This is a genomic window from Phenylobacterium sp., from assembly GCF_035539035.1.
Classification (GTDB): Bacteria; Pseudomonadota; Alphaproteobacteria; order Caulobacterales; family Caulobacteraceae; genus Phenylobacterium.
Genome location: NZ_DATLJI010000016.1, coordinates 272,147 through 291,031 on the forward strand (window position 1 = coordinate 272,147; position 18,885 = coordinate 291,031).

The window sequence follows — 18,885 nt, forward strand, 5'->3', positions numbered from 1 at the left end:
ACCATGAAGGCTCTGCTGCTCGGCCTCGCTCTGGCCGCCGGCGCCCTGGGCGCGGCGGCCCAGGAGAACACCCTCACGGCGGCCGAGAAGGCCGCGGGCTGGAAGCTGCTGTTCGACGGCCGCACCACCGACGGCTGGCGGGGCTTCAAGGCGCCCGCCCCAGATCCGGGCTGGGCGGTGAAGGACGGAACGCTCGGCCCCGACCCGAAGTCCTCGAAGGACATCATCACCAAGGAGACCTTCGGCGACTTCGAGCTCGCCTTCGACTGGAAGATCGCCCCCAAGGGCAATTCCGGGGTGATGTTCCGCGTCGTCGAAGAGGGCGACCAGACCATCTTCAGCGGGCCCGAGTACCAGGTGCTGGACAACAGCCGGGGGGAGCCGCCGCTGGAGCGGGCCGGCGCCCTCTATGGCCTCTATGCGCCGAGCCGGGACGTCACCAAGCCGGTGGGCGAGTTCAACCGGAGCCGCATCGTCCTGCGCGGCGGCAAGGGCGAGCACTGGCTGAACGGAGTGAAGGTGGTCGAGTACGACCTGAACTCGCCAGAGTTCAAGGCCAAGGTGGCGGCGACCAAGTTCAAGGCCTGGCCGCAGTTCGCGCGATCGCCCACCGGCCACATCGCCCTGCAGAACCACGGCGACGCGGTCGCCTACCGCAACATCAAGATCCGGCCGCTGAACTGACGCTTCCCGGCCGCGAGGCCGCCGCGCCCCTCAGTCGTCGAAGCCGACGAAGACGGCGGCTTCTTCGACGGACTTGCGCTCCGAGACCACGGCGTTGGCCGGGAAGGTCTCGTCGGGCCAGCCCAGCGCGATGGCCTTCATGATCACCTGGTCGTCGGCGATGCTGGCGTGCTCGCGCACCACCGGCGACTGCATGATGCCCTGGCTGTTGATCACGCAGCCCAGGCCGCGGGACCAGGCGGCGTTGACCAAGGCGTTGGTCACCGCGCCGCAGTCGAAGGGCGTGTCGTCGCTGCCGGCCAGCACCTTGTCGTAGGTGACGATCACGCAGACCGGCGCGTCGAACTGGCGGAAGCCGCGCAGCACCCAGTCCTGGCGCTTCTCCTTGTCCTCGCGGGCGATGCCCATGGCCCCGAACAGCTGCTTGGCGACGCCCACCTGGCGGTCGCGGTGGACGCCGGCGAACGCCTCGCCGGTGCGGAACTCGCGGCTGTGCGGCACGCCGGCCAGGTTGCGCTCGGTGTTGCCCGCGCGGATGCGGTCCAGCGGCTCGCCGGTGATGACGTAGAAGTTCCACGGCTGGGTGTTCATCGACGACGGCGCCCGCATGGCGATCGCCAGGATCTCCTCGATCAGCTTCCGCGGCACGGGGTCGGGCTTGTAGCCGCGGATGCTGCGGCGGCCGAGGATCACGTCGTCGAACTGCATGGATGACCTCTGGTTTCGTCCGGCTTGATCTGTGGTGGCGGGCGCGTCCGGGCGAGCGCTCACTCGGGCACGGTCCTGGGCATCTCGCGATACCAGACCAGCTGCTCACTGGTCGCCAGCAGCTTGCCGTCGCGCCGCCAGTAGCTGGAGCGCTCGTCCGAGGCGCCGCCCCCGCCGACTCGGCCCTCGTATTCGACCAGCAGGTAGTCGCGGCCCGCCGCGGCCACCTCCTCGGCGGTGGCGTGCAGGTAGACGGTCAGCGACAGCGTCGTGGTCATCACCGTGTGGCCGAGGGCGTAGAAGGCCCGCGGCGGCGAATGGTCGGTGAGCATGCCGAGCATGGCCTTGTCCCAGGGCCCGAGCCTCGGCCGCACCCAGGCCGTGGAGTAGGAGCTGGCGGCCGCGCGGATCGGGAAGGTCTCGGCGGTGCGCCGCTCGAAGGCCTGGGCGCCGAAGTGCCGAGCCCCGCCGGGGCTCATCGGCGTGGGCAGGCTCTCGGGATCGGGCGCGTCGGGCATCTTCGCGAACGCGAACGGCGGGGTCGCCGGTCGCTTCGCCATGGTGACGATGGCCTGGACGCTCACATGGTCCGCGCCGGCCGGGCGCAGGTCCACTTCCCAGACGCCGATCGAGCCGCCCTGACGCAGCCGACGGGTCCTGACCTCGATCTCGCCGGCCACCAGGGCCGCCACATAGGTCAGGGTGATGGACAGGGGCTCGCCCGTCGCCTCCGGCTCGGCCGCCATCACACTCAGGCACAGCCCGATGGGATAACCGCCCCACAGCGGGCCGTTCGGATTGCGCCACTCCGGGCCGGCCTGGGTCGTCCAGCGGCCGGGCGCGACGGCGGTCAGGGGAAAGAGATCGGCTTCCAGTACGCTCATCCTGCGCCTCTAGCGCGGCGCCGCAGCGTCAGGGAAGCTCGACGCCGCGCGGCCGGCGGGGCAGGCTGAGAATATGAGCGACAGCTTCTACCACCCGGCCCAGCGCCGACTGCAGGACGACTTCGGCAGCCGCCCGCTGGCCGACCGCCTCGACCAGCGCACCCGCCACGACCGGTTCACCGACCAGGACGCGGCCTTCATCGCCGCCCAGAGCTTCTTCTTCCTGGCCACCGCCGACGAACAGGGACGTCCCGACGGCTCCTTCAAGGGCGGCCCGCCCGGCTTCGCCCGGGTCACGGCGCCCGACCGGCTGGTGTTCCCCGACTACGACGGCAACGGCATGTTCCGCAGCCTGGGCAACATCCGGGCGAACCCGCACGTGGGCCTGCTGTTCGTCGCCATGGGACCGAAGCCCTGGCGCGTCCGGGTCAACGGCGTGGCGCGGGTCTTCGAGGAACACCCCGACCTCGCCGCCACGCCCGGCGCCCAGCTCATGGTCGAGGTCACGCCCACGGACATCTTCCCCAACTGCGGCCGATACATCCCGACCGCCGGGAGCCTGGCCCCCTCCCCCCATGCGCCCGAAGCCGGCTGCCCGCCCCTCGAGCCCGAGTGGAAGGCCCACCCGCTGTTCACCGACGTGCTGCCCGAGCGGCGGCGGTAGGGGAGAGACGCCGGGTGCGCCGTCAGCGCCGGCCGCGGATGTGCGCCAGGGCGGCGTCGAGCGTCGCGTCGGCGGCGACGCCGATGGGCTCTCGCGGCAGCGGGACCTGGGGGATGACGCCGCGGACGGCGCGGTCGCCGCTGGGCCGGACGAAGTAGCTCTTCGGGTAGGCCACGCTGTAGCCGCTGTTGGGCAGCTCGAAATGCACGGTGGAGGCATGGCTGGTGGGCACGTCGGCGGTCTCCTCGCCCAGCACCACGCCGAAGCCATAGTCCTGGATCAGGGCGGCGACGGAGGCTGAGTTGGAGTAGCTGTGCCGGTTGACCAGCACCCAGACGCGGCCCTCGAACCGGGGGCCCCGGCGCGGCTGCACCAGCGGGATCTCGAAGGGGTAGCGGGCGCCGTCCGGCTGACCCGCCTCCGCCGCCGTCAGTCGGGCCAGCATGCCGTCCACCGCGCCCGCCTCGGCGCGGCGGCGATACCAGGCCTTGGTGGGCGCGCTGGCCCTCAGGGTGAAACTGGAGGCGAACCGGAACGGCCGGTCGGCGAACCAGGCGACCATGGCGTCGCTGAAGCTGTTGTCGCCGCCCGGGTTGTTGCGCAGGTCGATGACCAGGTCGGGCGCACGCGCGGCGAGGATGGCCTCGAACGCGCCGTCGAGGAAGGTCCGGTACTCGCCGTCCTCGTAGGATGGCTCCGGCCCGGGTCGTCCGGCGGTGGTGTTCATAAAGGGACCGGGCCGGAGGTAGGCGACGCCGTCCGGCAGCAGTCTGACCTCGCGCGAGGCGAAGTCGGTTCCGAGGCGCGGCGTGGGATGGCGCAGGCCGATCTCGCGTAGCTCCGCGCGAGTCACGGCCGGGATGCGCGCCTCGAAGGACCGGCCGTCCGCGCCGCGGAAGGTGGCGTTCACCCCCTCTCGCTCGCCAAGTTCGAGCCAGAGCAGCGCGGGGAAGCTCTCCTCCATCTGCGCGTGGACCATGTAGGGTCGCTCGGCGGAGACCAGCCTTCCTAGCCTATCGAGCCACTGCGAGACGGGCTGGCCCTCGATGGCGAGCAGTTCGGCGCCGGGGCCGACCCGACCCGCCAGGTCGGCGCTCCGCGTGACGAGAACCCTGTCCCCGTCCACGCGGATGAAGATCGGCAGCAGGGTCCCGCCACGTCCCAGATGGCTCACGAACTCCTGGAGCGGCGCTTCGGTGCGGGCGTGACCGACGCGGCCATAGGCCAGGAAGCGCTGGAACAGCGCCGCCGCCTCCCGGCGCGGGACGGGACCGCTGACGGTGGCCAGCGCGCGCTGGAACTCCGCGTCGTAGTCGCCGCGGCTCCGGTAGACGAAGAGGTCGTAATGGCCGGCGGCGAGCGTGTCGTAGAGGTGGCGGAGGTCCGCCCGCACCGCCTCCGCCGGCAGGGGCGCCGACGCGCTCGCCTGGTCGTCGGCGGGCGGGGCCGGCGGCGTGGCGGCCGCGCCTGGGCCGGCGGCCGCAAGGCCGAGGGCGAGCGCAAGGCCGGCCGCCCCCCTGAAGATTGTCGGTCCGGGCACACCCGCCGTTAGCGTCTGCGGCGCCGGTTGGCAATCGAACGCCCGGCCCGGAAGAAGCCCTCCCCTACTCCGCCAGCTCCATCAGCTCGATGTTGCGGAACTCGATGGGGTGGCCTTCGCCCTGGAGGGAGATGTAGCCGCGGGCGAGCGGGGTTCCGGCCGTGGCGGGGTCGGCGGGGGCGGCGCCGAATTCGGCGTTCTCGGCCGGGGCGAGGCGCAGGTCGCCGTATTCCATCACGGTCTCGCCGTTGACGATGTGGCGGACGTGGCGGGCGCCGCGGACCTCGACCTCGAAGCGGACCCACTGGCCTTCCGGATAGGTCTTCGAGCTGGAGTTGCGGCAGTGCTCGGCCATGGGAGCGCCGGCGATGGTGACCGTCACGCCCGGCGTGCAGACGTTGCCGGTCGGACGCGTCTGGCCCAGCGCGCCGGCGAGGAGCTGGGCCTCCACCGAGACCGGAAAACGCTGGTGGAGCTGCATGTCGCCAGGCGCCTGGCCGTGCAGCATGACGCCGGAGTTGCGCACCGCCCAGGCCGGCGCGCCGGGCACGCCCGGGCCGGTGATCCGGTACTCGAAGCGCAGGCGGTAGGACGAGAGGGGCGTCTCGTAGATCAGATGGGCGAACTCGTCCGAGAACCGCTCGTAGCCGGCGTAGCTGACCACCAGCACCCCGTCCTTCACCCGGAAGGTGTCGCGCCAGTTGTCGCCCGCCGGGCGGTGGTTGACCTTCGGGACCCAGCCCGAGAGGTCGCGGCCGTTGAAGATCGGCTTCCACTCCGCGGCGGACGCCGCGGCAGGGGCGAGCGCCAGCAGGAGCGCGAGGACGGCTGCGCGGCGCATCAGGTGGTCGCCCAGCCGCGGCCGATGTCCTTCAGCGGCACGCAGCCGCGGTAGTCGCCGGGCACGGGATCGTAGCGCAGGGCCTTGGTCGCGCCGGGCTCGGAGGTGAAATAGGCCACCGTCGTGATCTCCCGCAGCGACAGGAACCAGTGCGGCTTGAGCTGCTTGGCGGCCGCCTGGCCTTCCGCGTCCGCCTCGCGCAGCAGGGCGTCCTGGCGGGCGGCCGGGAGGGCGGCGAACGGCGCGCCGGCCTTGGCGCGGGCCTCGGCGTCGAGGCGGACGAGGCCGGAGCGCAGGCGCTCGGCCTCGAGAGGCTCGAACCAGCCGGCGAGCTGGCGGTCGATGAACTGCGGCACGCCGGCGGCGATGGCGCCGGGGGTGTCGGTGGCCGGGATGATCCGCTCGCAGGCGGCGGCGAGCGTGCGCGCCTGATCCGGGGTGAGCGCCTTCGGGGTCCAGGCCAGCACCGGCTGGCCGGCCGCCTGGGCGGCGGCGACCACGGGCGTGGCCCACAACGCGGCGAGGCCGCCCAGGCCCACGAGCGCGCCGCGGCGGTCGAGCATCGGGGCCATCACAGGTCTCCCTTGCGGCCGGCGGCGGCCGCGAAGGCCGCAGCCCGCGCGGTGAGCGCCATGTAGGTGAGCGAGGGGTTCACGCAGGAGGCCGAGGTCATGGCCGCCCCGTCGGTGACGAAGACGTTCGGGCAATCGTGCAGCTGGTTTTGGGCGTTCAGCACCGACGTCTTCGGATCGCGGCCCATGCGGGCCGTGCCCATCTCGTGGATGCCAAGGCCCGGCGCATAGGTCCCGTCGAAGGTGGTGACCTTGGTGAAGCCCGACGCCTCCAGCATCTCGGCGGCGGCGGCGGCCATGTCCTTGCGCATGGCCTTCTCGTTGTCGCGGATCGAGACGTCGAAGGTGATGGTCGGCAGACCGTGCTTGTCCTTCACGTCGGTGTTCAGGGTCATGCGGTTGTCGGCGTAGGGCAGGATCTCGCCGAAGCCATGCAGGCGCACGCCCCAGGGGCCCGGCTGGGTCAGCGCCTGCTTGCGCTCTGCGCCGAAGCCGCCGGGCTCGCGCTCCCAGGTCCCGCGCCCCGCGCCGCCCTGGTAGCCGAAGCCGCGAATGTAGTCGGAGCGCCTGGTGGCAGCGTCGCCGAGGTTGCGGAAGCGCGGCACATAGATGCCGTTCGGCCGGCGGCCGGAGTAGTACATCTCCTCGAAGCCCGGGGCCTCGGCGCTCGCGCCGACGCCCAGGTGGTGGTCCATGATGTTGCGGCCGACCTGGTCGGAGCCGTTGCCGAGGCCGTTGGGGAAGTGGCGGCTGGCGGAGTTCAGCAGGATCCAGGCGGTCGGGATGGCCGAGGCGCAGAGGAAGATGACCTTGGCGTGGAACTCCTCCTCCTTGCCCGTCTCGGCGTCGAGGATGCGCACGCCCGAGGCCTTCTTCGCCTTGGGGTCGAAGACGACGGTGGTGACGATGGAATTGGGCCGGATCTTGAGGTTGCCGGTCCGCTCGGCGGCGACCAGGGTCGCGGAGTTCGACGAGAAGTAGGCGCCGAACGGACAGCCGCGAATGCAGAGGTTGCGGAACTGGCACTTGCCGCGGCCGAGCGCGAGCTGCTCCTCGGTCGGCGCGGTCAGGTGGGCGGTGCGGCCGATGGTGACGCGCCGCTCGGGGAAGCGGGCCTCGCTCTTCGCCTTCAGCACCTTCTCGACGCAGTTCAGCTCCATGGGCGGCTGGAACTGGCCGTCGGGGAGTTGCGGCAGGCCCTCGTTCTGGCCCGAAACCCCGATGAAGCGCTCCACATGGTCGTACCAGGGGGCGAGGTCGGCGTAGCGGATCGGCCAGTCGACGGCGATGCCCTCGCGGGCGTTGGCGGTGAAGTCGAGATCGGAGTGGCGGTAGGTCTGGCGGCCCCAGATCAGCGAGCGGCCGCCCACGTGATAGCCGCGGATCCAGTCGAACCGCTTCTCCTCGCTGTAGGGGTTCTCGTCGTCCCTGACGAAGAAGTGCTTGGTGTACTCGGTGAGCGCATAGCCGGTGCGCTGCTGCATCGGATAGCGGCTCTTGAGCTCCGCGGCCGGGAGGCGGCCGCGGGGGTACTTGGCCTCCCACGGCGCCATCTGGGCGGTGGGATAGTCCTCGATATGGCGGACCGGCCCGCCGCGCTCCAGGACCAGGGTCTTCAGGCCTCGCTCGGTGAGCTCCTTGGCGGCCCAGCCGCCGGAGATGCCGCTGCCGACCACGATGGCGTCGTAGGTGTTCTCGGCCCGGGCGCGGTTGTTGAGGTTGGCCATGGCGGTTTCCCTTAGAGGCCGAGCAGGCGGCGGTTGGCCGCGGCGTCCGCGCCCGAGCCCGCGAAGTCGTCGAAGGCCCGCTCGGTGACGCGGATGATGTGGTCGCGGATGAACGGCGCGCCCTCGGCGGCCCCGTCCTCGGGATGCTTCAGCGCGCACTCCCACTCCAGCACCGCCCAGCCGGGATAGTCGTAGGCGGCGAGCTTGGAGAAGATGGCGCCGAAGTCGACCTGGCCGTCGCCCAGCGAACGGAACCGGCCCGGGCGGTCCACCCAGCCCTGATACCCCCCGTAGACGCCGGAGCGCCCCGTGGGCCGGAACTCGGCGTCCTTCACGTGGAAGGCGCGGATGCGGTCGTGGTAGCGGTCGATGAAGTCGAGGTAGTCGAGCTGCTGCAGCACGAAGTGGCTGGGGTCGAACAGCAGGCAGGCGCGCGGGTGGCCCTTCACCTCGTCGAGGAAGCGCTCGTAGGTGGCGCCGTCGTGCAGGTCCTCGCCCGGGTGGATCTCGTAGCAGGCGTCGACGCCGCATTCGTCGAAGACGTCGAGGATCGGCTTCCAGCGGCGGCCGAGCTCGGCGAAGGCCTCCTCGATCAGGCCGGCCGGGCGTTGCGGCCAGGGGTAGAAATAGGGCCAGGCGAGCGCGCCGGAGAAGGTGGCGTGCGCCGTGAGGCCGAGTCGCTGGCTGGCCCGGGCGGCGGCCTTCACCTGGGCCGCGGCCCATTCCTGGCGCGCCTTGGGCTTGCCGCGGACCTCCGGCGGCGCGAAGCCGTCGAACAGCTCGTCGTAGGCCGGGTGGACGGCGACCAGCTGGCCCTGCAGGTGGGTGGAGAGCTCGGTGATGGCGAGGCCCTTGTCAGCCAGCATGCCCCGGACGTCGTCGCAGTAGGCCTGGCTCTCGGCCCCCTTCTCCACGTCGAACAAACCGCCGACGCCGGTGGGGATCTGCAGGCCGACGTAGCCCAGGCCCGCGGCCCAGTCGGCGAGCGTCTCCAGCCGGTCGAACGGCGGCTCCGGCCTCATGAACTGGGCCAGGAAGATGCCGGGACCCTTGAGCGTCTTCATGCGGCGGCTCCTTCCAGTTCGGCCCAGCCCCGGCCGCTGTTCGCGACGGCGGTCTCGACGAAGGCCATGCCGCGCACCCCCTCCCCTATGCCGGGCACGGGATCGGGATCGGCGCGGCCGGCGGCGATGGCGTCGGCGAAGTCGCGGTAGAGGTTGGCGAAGGCCTCCACGAAGCCCTCGGGGTGGCCGGTGGGGATGCGGGTGGACGAAAGCGCCAGCGGGCCGAGGTAGCCGGCGGCGGCGTGCAGGGTCTGGGACGGGCCATCCAGCCAGTCGATCGTGAGTTCGTTGGGCCGTTCGTGGCTCCAGGAGAGCCCGCCCTTCTCGCCGTAGACCTGCAGGCGCAGGCCGTTGCGGGCGCCGGCCGAGATCTGCGAGGCGATCAGCACGCCGCGCGCGCCGTTGGAAAAGCGCAGCAGCACGTTGCAGTCGTCGTCCAGGGCGCGGCCCTCGACCACGGTGGAGACGTCGGCGCAGAGCCGCTCGACCCGCTCGCCCGAGACGAACTCGGCGAGGTTGAAGGCGTGGACCCCGATGTCGCCGATGCAGCCGGCGCCGGCCAGCTTGGGATCGACCCGCCAGGCCGCCTGCTTGCTCCCCTCCCGCTCCAGGGGCCTGGAGAGCCAGCCCTGCGGGTATTCGGCGACGACTTTGCGGATCCGGCCCAGGTCGCCCCGGCGGACGATCTCGCGCGCCTCGCGGACCATCGGATAGCCCGTGTAGACATAGGTCAGCGCATAGACGCGGCGGGAGGCGGCGACGGTCGCCGCCAGCGCCCGGGCCTCGGCCAGGTTCAGGGTGGCGGGCTTGTCGCTCATCACGTGCAGCCCGGCTTGGAGCGCCGCGGCCGAGACCGCGTAGTGCAGGTGGTTGGGCGTGACCACGGCGACGGCGCGGGCGCCGTCCGGACGGGCGGCCTCGGCGGCGATCATCTCGCGCCAGCCGGGATAGGACCTCGCGCCCCAGGCGGCGCCGGCCGCCTGGCTTTTCGCCGGATCGCTGCTGAAGGCGCCGGCCACCAGCTTCAGCCGGCCGTCCAGCTCGGCGGCCATCTTGTGCACGGGCCCGATGAAGGCGCCCGGCCCGCCGCCGACCATGGCGAGGGGGATGGGGCCGCCGGCGCTCATGCGTTCACGGTCGCCAGGAAGTCGTGGCTGATCTTCGCCGCCTCGATGCGCGGCCGTTCGAACGGCGGCTCCTGCTCGACGTAGAAGTGGCGCACGCCCGCGGCGTGGGCGGCGGGCAGCAGCGTCCGCCAGTCGAGACGGCCGGAGCCGACCTCGGTGGGGTCCATGCGCAGCTCGTAGTTGGTCTGGGTCGCGGCCTTCACGTCCTTCACGTGCATCAGGCTGAAGCGGCCCTTGTGCCGGCCGAGGAAGGTCGCGGGATCGACGCCGGCGGCGCTGATCCAGCCCACGTCGGCCTCGAAGGTGACCAGCGCCGGATCGGTGCGCGACAGGAGGATGTCGAGCCCGGTGGTGTCGCCCTGCGGCGCGAGTTCGAAGTTGTGGTTGTGGTAGCCGACGGCGACGCCCGAGCGCTTCAGGACGCCCGCCTTCTCGTTCAGGAAGTCGGCGTTGAACTGGTAGTCGTCGGCAGTGAGCGCGCCCATGGCCTTGCGGTAGAAGTCGCCGCCGGAGAGCCCCTTGGCGACCTCGGCCACCCGGTCGGGCACATAGGGGCTGGGCATCACGGCGTTCTTGACGCCCAGGGTCCCCAACATGTCCGCGACCTGGGAGAGGTCGCCCTCGAGGGAGCCGGGGCCGCGCGCCTGGACGTGGGCGCTGGTGGCCACCAGCCCGGCGCGGTCCAGCGCCGCCTTGAAGTCGGCGGGCGTGCGGCCGTAGAGACCGGCCAGCTCGACGGTGCGGTAGCCGATCTTCGCCACCTCGCCGAGCACGCCGTCGAGATCCTTCGCGACGTCGGGGCCGAGCGTATAGAGCTGGATGCCGATCGGCAGGCGGCGGCTGGCGAAGAACGGCGCGGCGGCGGCGGGTCCGCTCACGGCGGCGGCGCCTAGGGCCGCGCCGGCCGCCACGAGGAGGCCGCGCCGGTTGAGGTCGGGGGTGGTGCGCAAGGCGGGGCTCCCTTGTTTGTCACGGGGCGACCGGATGGACCGGGCGCTTCTCGGGCGGGCGGAAGAACAGGGCCAGCAGCACGACGGCGACGAGCGCCATGCCGGTCGGGACCATGAAGAGGGACTGGTAGTCCACCTGCGGCGGGCCGCCGTCGGGCGACGGCAGGGTCATCCGGCCCATCAGGCTCGGGAACAGGAAGCTCGCGGCCACGGCGCCGACGCCCAGGATCAGCAGGTTGAACAGGCCCTGGGCGCTGGAGCGCACGTCCTTGGGGAACACCGCGTCCACGAAGATGTACACCGTGGCGAAGAAGAAGGCGTAGCAGACGCCGTGCAGCAGCTGGACGGCGATGATCACCGGCACGCTGTCGGCGAAGAAGGCGAACACCGAGAACCGGGCGGCATGGCCGAGGATGCCGATGATCATGGTCGCCTTCCAGCCCAGCCGGATCAGCACCCCGCCCAGCACGAACATGGTCAGGATCTCGGCGAGCTGGCCGAGGCTCAGCACCAGCATGGAGAGGTTGCCCGCGATCCCCACCCGCTGGGTCAGGAAGGCGTCGGCCATGACGAAGTAGCCGTTGTGGATCACGCTATCGATGAAGGTGACCACGAACAGCACCGCCACGAACGGGACGCCGAGCAGCTTGATCGCCTCGCGCCAGGCCAGCGGGTCGGCGCCGGCGGCGTCCTTCTTCGGCGGCGTGTGCGGCAGGGTCAGGCTGTAGGCGGCGAGCGCGAAGGAGACGATGGCGGCGACCAGGAAGATCCAGCGCACCTGCTCCGGCGTCGCCTGGGCGCCCAGCAGGAAGACGAAGGGCCAGCTCACCAGCATCCAGCCGATCGTGCCGCCCATCCGCACCGCGCCGAAGTCCTTGGCCGGGTCGTCGAGGTTGGCGAAGGCGATGGAGTTGGAGACCGACAGCGTCGGCACGTAGAGCAGGCTGTAGACCAGGTAGCCCGCGAAGAAGGGCCAGAACTCGGTGGCGAAGGCGGTGAACACCAGGGCCAGCCCGCCCAGCAGGTGGCTAACCGCCAGGAAGCGCTCGGCCGAGAAGTTGCGGTCGGCGAACTGATTGGAGAAGAAGATCCCGAGCAGGGCCGCGACGCCCCAGGAGCTGCCGACCAGGGACTGCTGCCAGGGCTCGAAGCCCAGCATGCCCATGTACGGGAACAGCTTCGGCGCCCAGGCGCCCCAGACGGCGAGCTGGAGCACCATCATCAGGAACAAACGGACCTTGGCCGTCATCCTTCGTCTCCCCCCGGCGGAGCTCCTTGAACGGCTCCGCTCGCGTGGTGTAATCGATTACACGAACGAGGTTCGAGCGCAACCATGGCCAAGATCCAGGACGTCGCCCGGGCGGCGGGCGTCTCCACGGCGACCGTCTCGCGGGTGCTGAGCGCGCCGGAGCGGGTCGCGGAGCCGACCCGGGCGCGGGTGATGGCGGCGGTCGAGGCGCTGGGCTACGCGCCCAATGTCGCGGCCAAGAGCCTGCGCACCTTCCGGACGGAGAAGATCCTGGTCACCGTGCCGGACATCTCCAACCCGTTCTTCTCGCAGGTCATCCGCGGCGTCGAGGAGGCGGCGAGCGCGGCCGGCTATTCCGTGCTGCTGGGCGACACCCGCCACGAGGAGGCGCGCGAGGCGCAGTACGCCGAGATGCTGCGCAGGCGCGAAGCCGACGGGCTGATCTTCCTGGGCCACCGGCTGCCCGACGTGCTGGCCGACATGGTCCGGGCGAACGGGCCGAAGACCCCCATCGTCAACGGCTGCGAGTTCAGCCCGGAGCTCGGCGTGCCGAGCGCCCACATCGACAACGGCCGCGCGGCGGAAGAGGCCATGGAGCACCTCTATGCGCTCGGCCATCAAAGGATCGGGGTGGTGACCGGCCCGCTGGCCAGCCCGTTGAGCCGCGACCGGCTGGCGGGCGTCCAGGCCGCCGCCGCCCGGCGGGGACGCTGGGCGCTGAGCATCGAGCAGGGCGACTTCAGTATCGCCTCCGGCCTGGAGAAGACGCTGGCCCTGCTGGACGCGGAGCCGAGGCCTACGGCGGTGTTCTGCTTCAGCGACGAGATGGCCATGGGCGCGCTGGAAGCCTTCCGGCGGCGCGGGCTGAAGTGCCCGGCGGACGTCTCCCTCGTGGGCTTCGACGATATCCGCTACGCGCCCTACCTCGACCCGCCGCTGACCACCGTCAGCCAGCCCAAGGAGGCCATCGGCCACGAGGTGGTGCGGCTGCTGCTCGACGTGCTGGCCGACCGGGTGGAGACCATCCGGCACGTGACGCTCGCCCACCGGCTGGTGGTGCGGGGGAGCACCGCGCCGCCGCCGGCCTGAGCCTCCTCAGCACGCTACCCCGGATGTGACTCACCCCCTTCCTCCTCGATGGAGGAAGGGCGGGGATGGTGGTGAGTGCAGGGCGACGACGCGCGATCGCCATCGGGCGCCTGCGCCCAAGAACGCGACGTCTTCAGCTCGGCGGACGCACCACCACCCAACCCTCCTCCATCGAGGAGGAGGGCTATGCGCTAGCTGCGGCTCGTGAGCCCCGCCTCGAGCAGGGCGATCTCGTCGGGGGTCGGGCGCTGGCCGCGCTGGGCTTCCTGGACCGACTGGCTGTCGCCGCGGCGCGTGGGGCCAGCCGGACGGCTGCGGCGCGGGCGGAAGATGCGGAAGGTCACGGGCGCCTCCTGAGGCTGACCGGCGCACTGTGGCGGGATCGGCGGGCGCCGACGTTGCGCTGGCGCAAGCTCACTCGGCGGCCTGACGGCCGCCGCTGCGGGTGAAGACGGTGCGCGGGCGCGCGGCGCCGCGGCCGGCCCCCTCCCCCAGGCGCTGCATCCAGCGGCGCAGGCGGCCGCCCGCGTCCTCGCGCGGCTCGGCCGGCGCGGTCTCCTCGACGCGCAGGACCTCGGGGACATAGCGGCGGACGGTCTGCTCGACCGCGGCCTTGAGGGTCATCTGGGAGGACGGGCAGCCGCCGCAGGCGCCGTGCATGCTGATCCACAGCACGCCGTCGACGGGATCGAAGGCCTCGAAGCGGATCTCGCCGCCGTCGCGGGCCACGCCCGGGGCGATGTAGGCGTCGAGCACCTGGCGGATCTCGGCCTCGACCTGGTCCCACGCGTCGGGGGCCGACGTGTCGGCCGGCGCAAGGGCGGGCTCACCGCTCTCCAGGTGTTCGGCGATGGCGGCCAGGGCCTCGGGCTTCAGCCCGTCCCAGGAACGGGCCGCGGGGCCGCGGGAAAGGGTGACGAAGTCCGGCGTCATGAACACGCGCTCGACGCCGGCGATCTCGAACAGGCGGGCGGCGAGCGGCGACTGCGCCGCGTCGAAGCCCTGGCGCACGAACTCGCGGCTCTCGCCCCGGGTCAGGGGCGTCGGCGCGCGGAACTTCAGCGCATTGGGATTGGGGGTGGTCTCGGTGAGGATGATCATGGTCGTTCCATGGGTCCCCGTAAGCGAAGGCTACTCTGGACAGCCGAAGGCGGCGGGAGGGACGAGCCCTCCCGCCGCCCTTTGGCCTATTCGGCCGCGATCGGCAGCGGAGCCGCTTCGATCTCCTCGGCCTGGGCGGGCTTGCGCCGGCCCAGGAGGAGCTTGGCGGCGAACACCGCCAGGGTGAAGGCGCCGGCGCCGAAGACGATGTCCCCGGGCACCCGCATCCACACCAGGGTCTCCACCAGCGGCGAGTGGATCACCGCGGGGGAGCGGGCGTACCACAGGCCGGTGTCGATGCTGGCGAACGCCTGGACGACGCCCGTGGGCAGCAGCGAGAAGAAGACCATCATCGCCAGGCCGCCGTTGAGCAGCCAGAAGGTCCAGCCCAGCAGCCGGTCGTCCCAGGCCGCGCGATTGGCGAGGCCGCGGAAGCAGAACAGCAGCAGGCCGATGCCCAGCATCCCGTACACCCCGAATAGGGCGCTGTGGGCGTGGGTGGCCGTCGTGTTGAGGCCCTGGATGTAATAGAGGCTGATCGGCGGGTTGATCATGAACCCGAAGACCCCGGCCCCGAGCAGGTTCCAGAAGGCCACGGCCACGAAGAACATGATCGGCCACTTGTAGCTGGCCACCCACGGGGCGGCCTTGGTGTGCCGGTAGTTCTCGTAGGCCTCGGCGCCGATCAGGGCGAGCGGCACGACCTCGAGGGCCGAGAACACCGCGCCGATGGCGATCACCGACACGGGCGTGCCGGAGAAGTACCAGTGGTGGGCGGTGCCCAGCACGCCGCCGAACAGGAAGACGATGGTGCCGAAGAGCACCGCGCCGTTCGCCGTCCGCGCGCGGACCAGGCCCAGCTTCACCATCAAGAGGCTGATGACGGCGGTCGCGAAGACCTCGAAGAAGCCTTCCACCCACAGGTGGACCACCCACCAGCGCCAGTACTCGACCATGCTGATGTGGGTGTGCTTACCCCACATGAAGCCGGCGGCGTAGAACAGGCCGATGGCCACCGTCGACATGAACAGGATGAGCAGGACGGGCTTGCTGTCGGACGGGCTGCGGAGCGCGGGCCACAGGGCGCGGCCCACGAGGACCAGCCAGAGCATCAGGCCCACGAACAGCAGGATCTGCCAGAAGCGGCCCAGGTCGACGTATTCCCAGCCCTGGTGGCCGAACCACCAGTTGGTGTTCACGTCGAACACCTGCTGGACGCCCAGCCACTCGCCGGCCATCGAGCCCAGGACCACGAAGACCAGCGCGCCCCAGAGCAGGTTCACGCCCAGCTTCTGGAACTTCGGCTCGTGGCCCGAGATCATCGGGGCGACGTAGAGGCCCGTGGCCAGCCAGGCGGTGGCGATCCAGAAGACGGCCAGCTGGGTGTGCCAGGTGCGGGTCACCGCATAGGGAATCCATTCGGAGATCGGGATCCCGTAGAAGTCGTGGCCTTCCACCGCATAGTGGGCGGTCACCGCGCCCAGGCCCACCTGCAGCAGGAAGAGCCCGATCACGGTCAGGAAGTACTTGCCGGTCGCCTTCATCGAAGGCGTCGGCCTGAGGGTGAACAGCGGGTCCTTGGCCGGCGGAGCGAGGTGCTCCTCCTGCTTGGTCTTGCTGTGCCAGAACACCAGGCCGCCGACCGCGAAGATCAGCAGCAGGATGGAGGCCACCGACCAGACGATGTTGGCCGACGACGGTTTGTTGTCGATCAGCGGCTCGTGCGGCCAGTTGGAGGTGTAGGTCACCGTGTCGTTCGGCCGGTTCGTGCCGGCCGACCAGGCGGACCACCAGTAGAAGCTGGCGATGTCGGCGCGGCGGTCGGCGTCGGGAACGGCGCCGTTGGCGATCGCGTACTCCTCGCGCAGGCTTTCCAGCGCGGGATCGTCGCTCAGCAGGGCGTCGTAGTGGGCCCGAACCTGCTTCATCGCCGCGGCGCGGTCGGCGCTGACGGTGATCTCGCCGGTCGTGGCGTCGTAGGTGTTGGTGCGCATCTCCTGCTTCAGGCGCGCCCTGAGCGCGGCCTGCTGTTCGACGCCGAGGGCGTCGTAGGCGCGGCCGTGGTCACGCTGGGCCCAGGTGTCGAGGAGGATGACCGACTCGCGGTGCAGCTGGTCGGCGGACCAGTCCGGCGCCACATAGCCGCCGTGGCCCCAGACCGAGCCGACCTGCTGGCCGCCCATGGACTGCCAGGCCAGCTGGCCGTCCTGGATGTCCTTGCCGGTCAGCAGGGTCGCGCCGGTGGAATCGACAACGGCCGTCGGTATCGGCGGCGCCTGCCGGTGGATCTCTCGCCCCATCAGCCCCAGGACGGTGAATGACACCGCCATGAGGATGGCGAGGACGAACCATAATCTTCGGATGTTCATCTCGCTTATCCCCTAAGGCCGCTGGGTCCCCCCCAGGGCGGCCGGATGATGCTTCGTGACGCGAGGCGGCGCGGGCGTCGTTGCGCCAGCACAACCTCGCGGGTGGTTGGTTGGTGGTCGGGTCTCAGACCGCCTTGGCGTGGCGGCCCTGGGTGGCGGGCAGCCGCTCGTCGAAGCAGGCCGCGGCGACGCGCATCAGGCGGCGGCCCTCTTCCGGCACCGTCAGCACACGGCCTTCCACCGTGCAGATGCCGTCCTCTTCCAGCTCGCGCGCCTGGGCGACGCAGTCGTCCAGGGCGTCGGGCGCGAAGCCCTGGGCCTCGCAGACGGCCGCGACATCGACGCGCAGGTCGCACATCAGCCGCTCGATGACCGCGGCGCGCAGGCGGTCCTGCGGTCCGACGGGCAGCTTGCGGGCCAGCGGCAGCTCGCCCGCGTGGACGGCGGTGCCCCAGGCGTCGGTGGCGATGGCGTTCTGCACGAAGCCCTCGCGGAAGTGACCGATCGACGAGGGACCGATCGGCACCAGCACCGGGGCCGGGTCGTCGGTGTAGCCCTGGAAGTTGCGGCGCAGGGTCCCGGCCGCGGCGGACTTTGCCAGCGGGTCCTCGGGACGGGCGTAGTGGTCGAGGCCGATGCGGACGTAGCCGCCCTCGACCAGGGCCGCGTCGGCGGCGTCGGCCTGGGCCCAGCGGCCCTCGACGTCGGCGAGGTCGGCGTCCTTGATCATCACCTGGTGCTTCTTCATCCAGGGCACGTGAGCGTAGCCGAACACCGCCACCCGGTCGGGCTTCAGCTCCAGCGCCAGGCGGACCGACTCGGCGACGTTCTCCGGCGTCTGGGCCGGCAGGCCGTACATCAGGTCGAAGTTGAGCTTGCCGATGCCGTTGCGGCGCAGCCGGCTGACGGCGGCCTCCACCATCTCCACCGGCTGGATGCGGTTGACCTTCTCCTGCACGACGGGATCGAAGGTCTGAACGCCCAGGCTCGCGCGGGTGACGCCCGCCTCGCCGAGCGCGTCGACGAAGTCCTCCGACAGCATGCCGGGATCGAGCTCCACGGCCACCTCGGCGTCGGGGCGCAGCTGGAAGCGGTCGGCCAGCTTGCGGGTGAGCGACAGGAAGTGCTCGGGCGAGAGCGCGTTGGGGCTGCCGCCGCCGAAGTGCAGGTGCGCGGCGCCGGCGTGGGGGCCGAGCGCATCGGCGACGATGTCCACCTCGCGCTCGAGCGTCTCATAGAAGGCGCCGATCCGGTCGTATTCGTGGGCCACCGTCGTGTGGCAGCCGCAGTACCAGCAGAGCCGGCGGCAGAAGGGCACGTGGACGTAGGCCGAGATCACGTCCTCGGGCCGGGTTCCGGACAGCCAGCTGCGCGGCGCCTCAGCTCCCTCGCCCGGCGCGAACGCGAGCGCGGTGGGGTAGCTGGTGTAGCGGGGCAGGTTCCGGCCGGCGTGGCGGAGTTGCGCGGTCGTGACCAACGAACTGTATCCTCTGGCGAAATTCGGTGACTGCGGGTCTACAGAAGCGCCGCCGACGCCCCAATTCCGGGTCTCGCCCTAAGGGTTTTCCCTTAGTCGACAGGCGGGGCGCCGTAGGGTTAGTGGCGGCATGTCTCTCATGGTCGATCCGTCCTGCCTGGCAGGCGCGGACATGTTCGATTGCCTGGGCGAGGACGGCCGCCGCGCGGTGCTGGACGCCGGCACGCTGCGGAAGCTCCCCCAGGGCCGCACGGTCTTCGCCCAGGGCGACCCGGGCGCGACCTGCCACACCCTGCTGGAGGGGCGGGTGAAGATCGTCCAGACCCGCCCCGACGGGGGGCAGTCGGTGATCCGCTTCATCGGCCCGGGCGAGATGTACGGCACGGTCGCCGCGCTGATGGACAAGCCCTTCCCCGCCGACGCCGTGGCCGTGGTCGAGAGCCTCGAGATCTACTGGCCCGTCGGCGTGATGCGGCAGCTGATGGCGCAGTTCCCGGAGGTGGCGGTCCGCTCGACCGCTTCTGCCGGCGCGCGCCTGTTCGAGCTGCAGAACCGGGTGGGCGAGCTCACCGCCGAGAAGGTGGACGTGCGCATCGCGCGCGCCCTGGTCCGGCTGGTCCGCCAGGCCGGCCGCCGCACGCCGGAAGGCATCGAGATCGACTTCCCCATCACCCGCCAGGAACTGGCCGAACTGGCCGGCTCGACCCTGCATACGGTCAGCCGCACGCTGTCGGCCTGGGACGACCGGGAGATCACCGCCAGCTCGCGCCGCCACATCGTGGTGCGGAAGCTGCACGTCCTCCTCGACCTCATCGAACAGAACGAAGGCTGACGCACGG

The 18,885-nt window shown here is 71.3% G+C and carries 18 protein-coding genes; 4 read left to right on the forward strand and 14 right to left on the reverse strand.

All coding sequences use genetic code 11. The features are described from left to right. Positions 1 to 3: 3 nt before the first annotated feature. The gene (locus VM685_RS15295) at positions 4 to 684 is read left to right on the forward strand and encodes a DUF1080 domain-containing protein (protein WP_325461036.1); all 681 of its coding nucleotides are present in this window, start codon (positions 4 to 6) and stop codon (positions 682 to 684) included. 30 nt (positions 685 to 714) lie between these two features. On the opposite strand, the gene VM685_RS15300 is transcribed toward VM685_RS15295, so the two are convergent. Both VM685_RS15300 and VM685_RS15305 read right to left on the reverse strand, forming a co-directional pair. Continuing rightward, positions 715 to 1,392 carry a nitroreductase gene (locus tag VM685_RS15300; RefSeq protein ID WP_325461037.1) on the reverse strand — a complete coding sequence of 226 codons (678 nt, stop codon included), beginning with the start codon at positions 1,390 to 1,392 and terminating at the stop codon, positions 715 to 717. A 59-nt stretch (positions 1,393 to 1,451) separates the two neighbouring features. Continuing rightward, positions 1,452 to 2,276: a thioesterase family protein gene (locus tag VM685_RS15305; RefSeq protein ID WP_325461038.1), complete on the reverse strand. Its 825-nt coding sequence runs from the start codon at positions 2,274 to 2,276 to the stop codon at positions 1,452 to 1,454. A 73-nt stretch (positions 2,277 to 2,349) separates the two neighbouring features. Between VM685_RS15305 and VM685_RS15310 the strand changes: the two genes are divergently transcribed. Then, complete coding sequence (locus VM685_RS15310) at positions 2,350 to 2,940, forward strand: pyridoxamine 5'-phosphate oxidase family protein (RefSeq protein ID WP_325461039.1); 591 nt, start codon at positions 2,350 to 2,352, stop codon at positions 2,938 to 2,940. 22 nt (positions 2,941 to 2,962) lie between these two features. On the opposite strand, the gene VM685_RS15315 is transcribed toward VM685_RS15310, so the two are convergent. The 8 genes from VM685_RS15315 to VM685_RS15350 form a co-directional block, all read right to left on the reverse strand. Continuing rightward, complete coding sequence (locus VM685_RS15315) at positions 2,963 to 4,480, reverse strand: S41 family peptidase (RefSeq protein WP_325461040.1); 1,518 nt, start codon at positions 4,478 to 4,480, stop codon at positions 2,963 to 2,965. A gap of 64 nt (positions 4,481 to 4,544) precedes the next feature. Further along, positions 4,545 to 5,321 carry a DUF1080 domain-containing protein gene (locus VM685_RS15320; RefSeq protein WP_325461041.1) on the reverse strand — a complete coding sequence of 259 codons (777 nt, stop codon included), beginning with the start codon at positions 5,319 to 5,321 and terminating at the stop codon, positions 4,545 to 4,547. Further along, positions 5,321 to 5,893, reverse strand: a complete 573-nt coding sequence (locus VM685_RS15325; RefSeq protein WP_325461042.1) for a gluconate 2-dehydrogenase subunit 3 family protein — start codon at positions 5,891 to 5,893, stop codon at positions 5,321 to 5,323. The genes VM685_RS15320 and VM685_RS15325 overlap by 1 nt, the downstream gene beginning before the upstream one ends. Next, positions 5,893 to 7,620, reverse strand: a complete 1,728-nt coding sequence (locus VM685_RS15330) for a GMC family oxidoreductase (protein ID WP_325461043.1) — start codon at positions 7,618 to 7,620, stop codon at positions 5,893 to 5,895. The genes VM685_RS15325 and VM685_RS15330 overlap by 1 nt, the downstream gene beginning before the upstream one ends. Before the next feature lie 11 nt (positions 7,621 to 7,631). Next, complete coding sequence (locus VM685_RS15335) at positions 7,632 to 8,684, reverse strand: sugar phosphate isomerase/epimerase (protein ID WP_325461044.1); 1,053 nt, start codon at positions 8,682 to 8,684, stop codon at positions 7,632 to 7,634. Further along, positions 8,681 to 9,811 carry a Gfo/Idh/MocA family oxidoreductase gene (locus VM685_RS15340; protein WP_325461045.1) on the reverse strand — a complete coding sequence of 377 codons (1,131 nt, stop codon included), beginning with the start codon at positions 9,809 to 9,811 and terminating at the stop codon, positions 8,681 to 8,683. Before VM685_RS15340 ends, VM685_RS15335 begins: the two co-directional genes overlap by 4 nt. Beyond that, complete coding sequence (locus VM685_RS15345) at positions 9,808 to 10,761, reverse strand: sugar phosphate isomerase/epimerase (protein WP_325461046.1); 954 nt, start codon at positions 10,759 to 10,761, stop codon at positions 9,808 to 9,810. The genes VM685_RS15340 and VM685_RS15345 overlap by 4 nt, the downstream gene beginning before the upstream one ends. Before the next feature lie 19 nt (positions 10,762 to 10,780). Next, on the reverse strand, positions 10,781 to 12,010 hold the full coding sequence (locus VM685_RS15350) for an MFS transporter (protein ID WP_325461047.1): 1,230 nt from the start codon (positions 12,008 to 12,010) through the stop codon (positions 10,781 to 10,783). Positions 12,011 to 12,094: 84 nt separating this feature from the next. Between VM685_RS15350 and VM685_RS15355 the strand changes: the two genes are divergently transcribed. Then, on the forward strand, positions 12,095 to 13,099 hold the full coding sequence (locus VM685_RS15355; protein ID WP_325461048.1) for a LacI family DNA-binding transcriptional regulator: 1,005 nt from the start codon (positions 12,095 to 12,097) through the stop codon (positions 13,097 to 13,099). A gap of 191 nt (positions 13,100 to 13,290) precedes the next feature. On the opposite strand, the gene VM685_RS15360 is transcribed toward VM685_RS15355, so the two are convergent. From VM685_RS15360 to hemN, 4 genes are all read right to left on the reverse strand, one after another. Then, complete coding sequence (locus tag VM685_RS15360; protein ID WP_325461049.1) at positions 13,291 to 13,443, reverse strand: hypothetical protein; 153 nt, start codon at positions 13,441 to 13,443, stop codon at positions 13,291 to 13,293. A gap of 70 nt (positions 13,444 to 13,513) precedes the next feature. Further along, entirely contained in the window at positions 13,514 to 14,200 is a 687-nt protein-coding gene (locus VM685_RS15365; protein ID WP_325461050.1) for a NifU family protein, read from the reverse strand. Positions 14,201 to 14,286: 86 nt separating this feature from the next. Beyond that, on the reverse strand, positions 14,287 to 16,569 hold the full coding sequence (locus tag VM685_RS15370; RefSeq protein WP_325461051.1) for a nitric-oxide reductase large subunit: 2,283 nt from the start codon (positions 16,567 to 16,569) through the stop codon (positions 14,287 to 14,289). Between the two features lie 124 nt (positions 16,570 to 16,693). Further along, complete coding sequence (gene hemN, locus VM685_RS15375) at positions 16,694 to 18,046, reverse strand: oxygen-independent coproporphyrinogen III oxidase (RefSeq protein WP_325461052.1); 1,353 nt, start codon at positions 18,044 to 18,046, stop codon at positions 16,694 to 16,696. 139 nt (positions 18,047 to 18,185) lie between these two features. Here hemN and VM685_RS15380 point away from each other — a divergent pair, with 139 nt between their 5' ends. Then, a complete protein-coding gene (locus VM685_RS15380) occupies positions 18,186 to 18,878 on the forward strand; it encodes a Crp/Fnr family transcriptional regulator (protein WP_325461053.1) in 693 nt (230 codons plus the stop codon). Positions 18,879 to 18,885 lie beyond the last annotated feature (7 nt).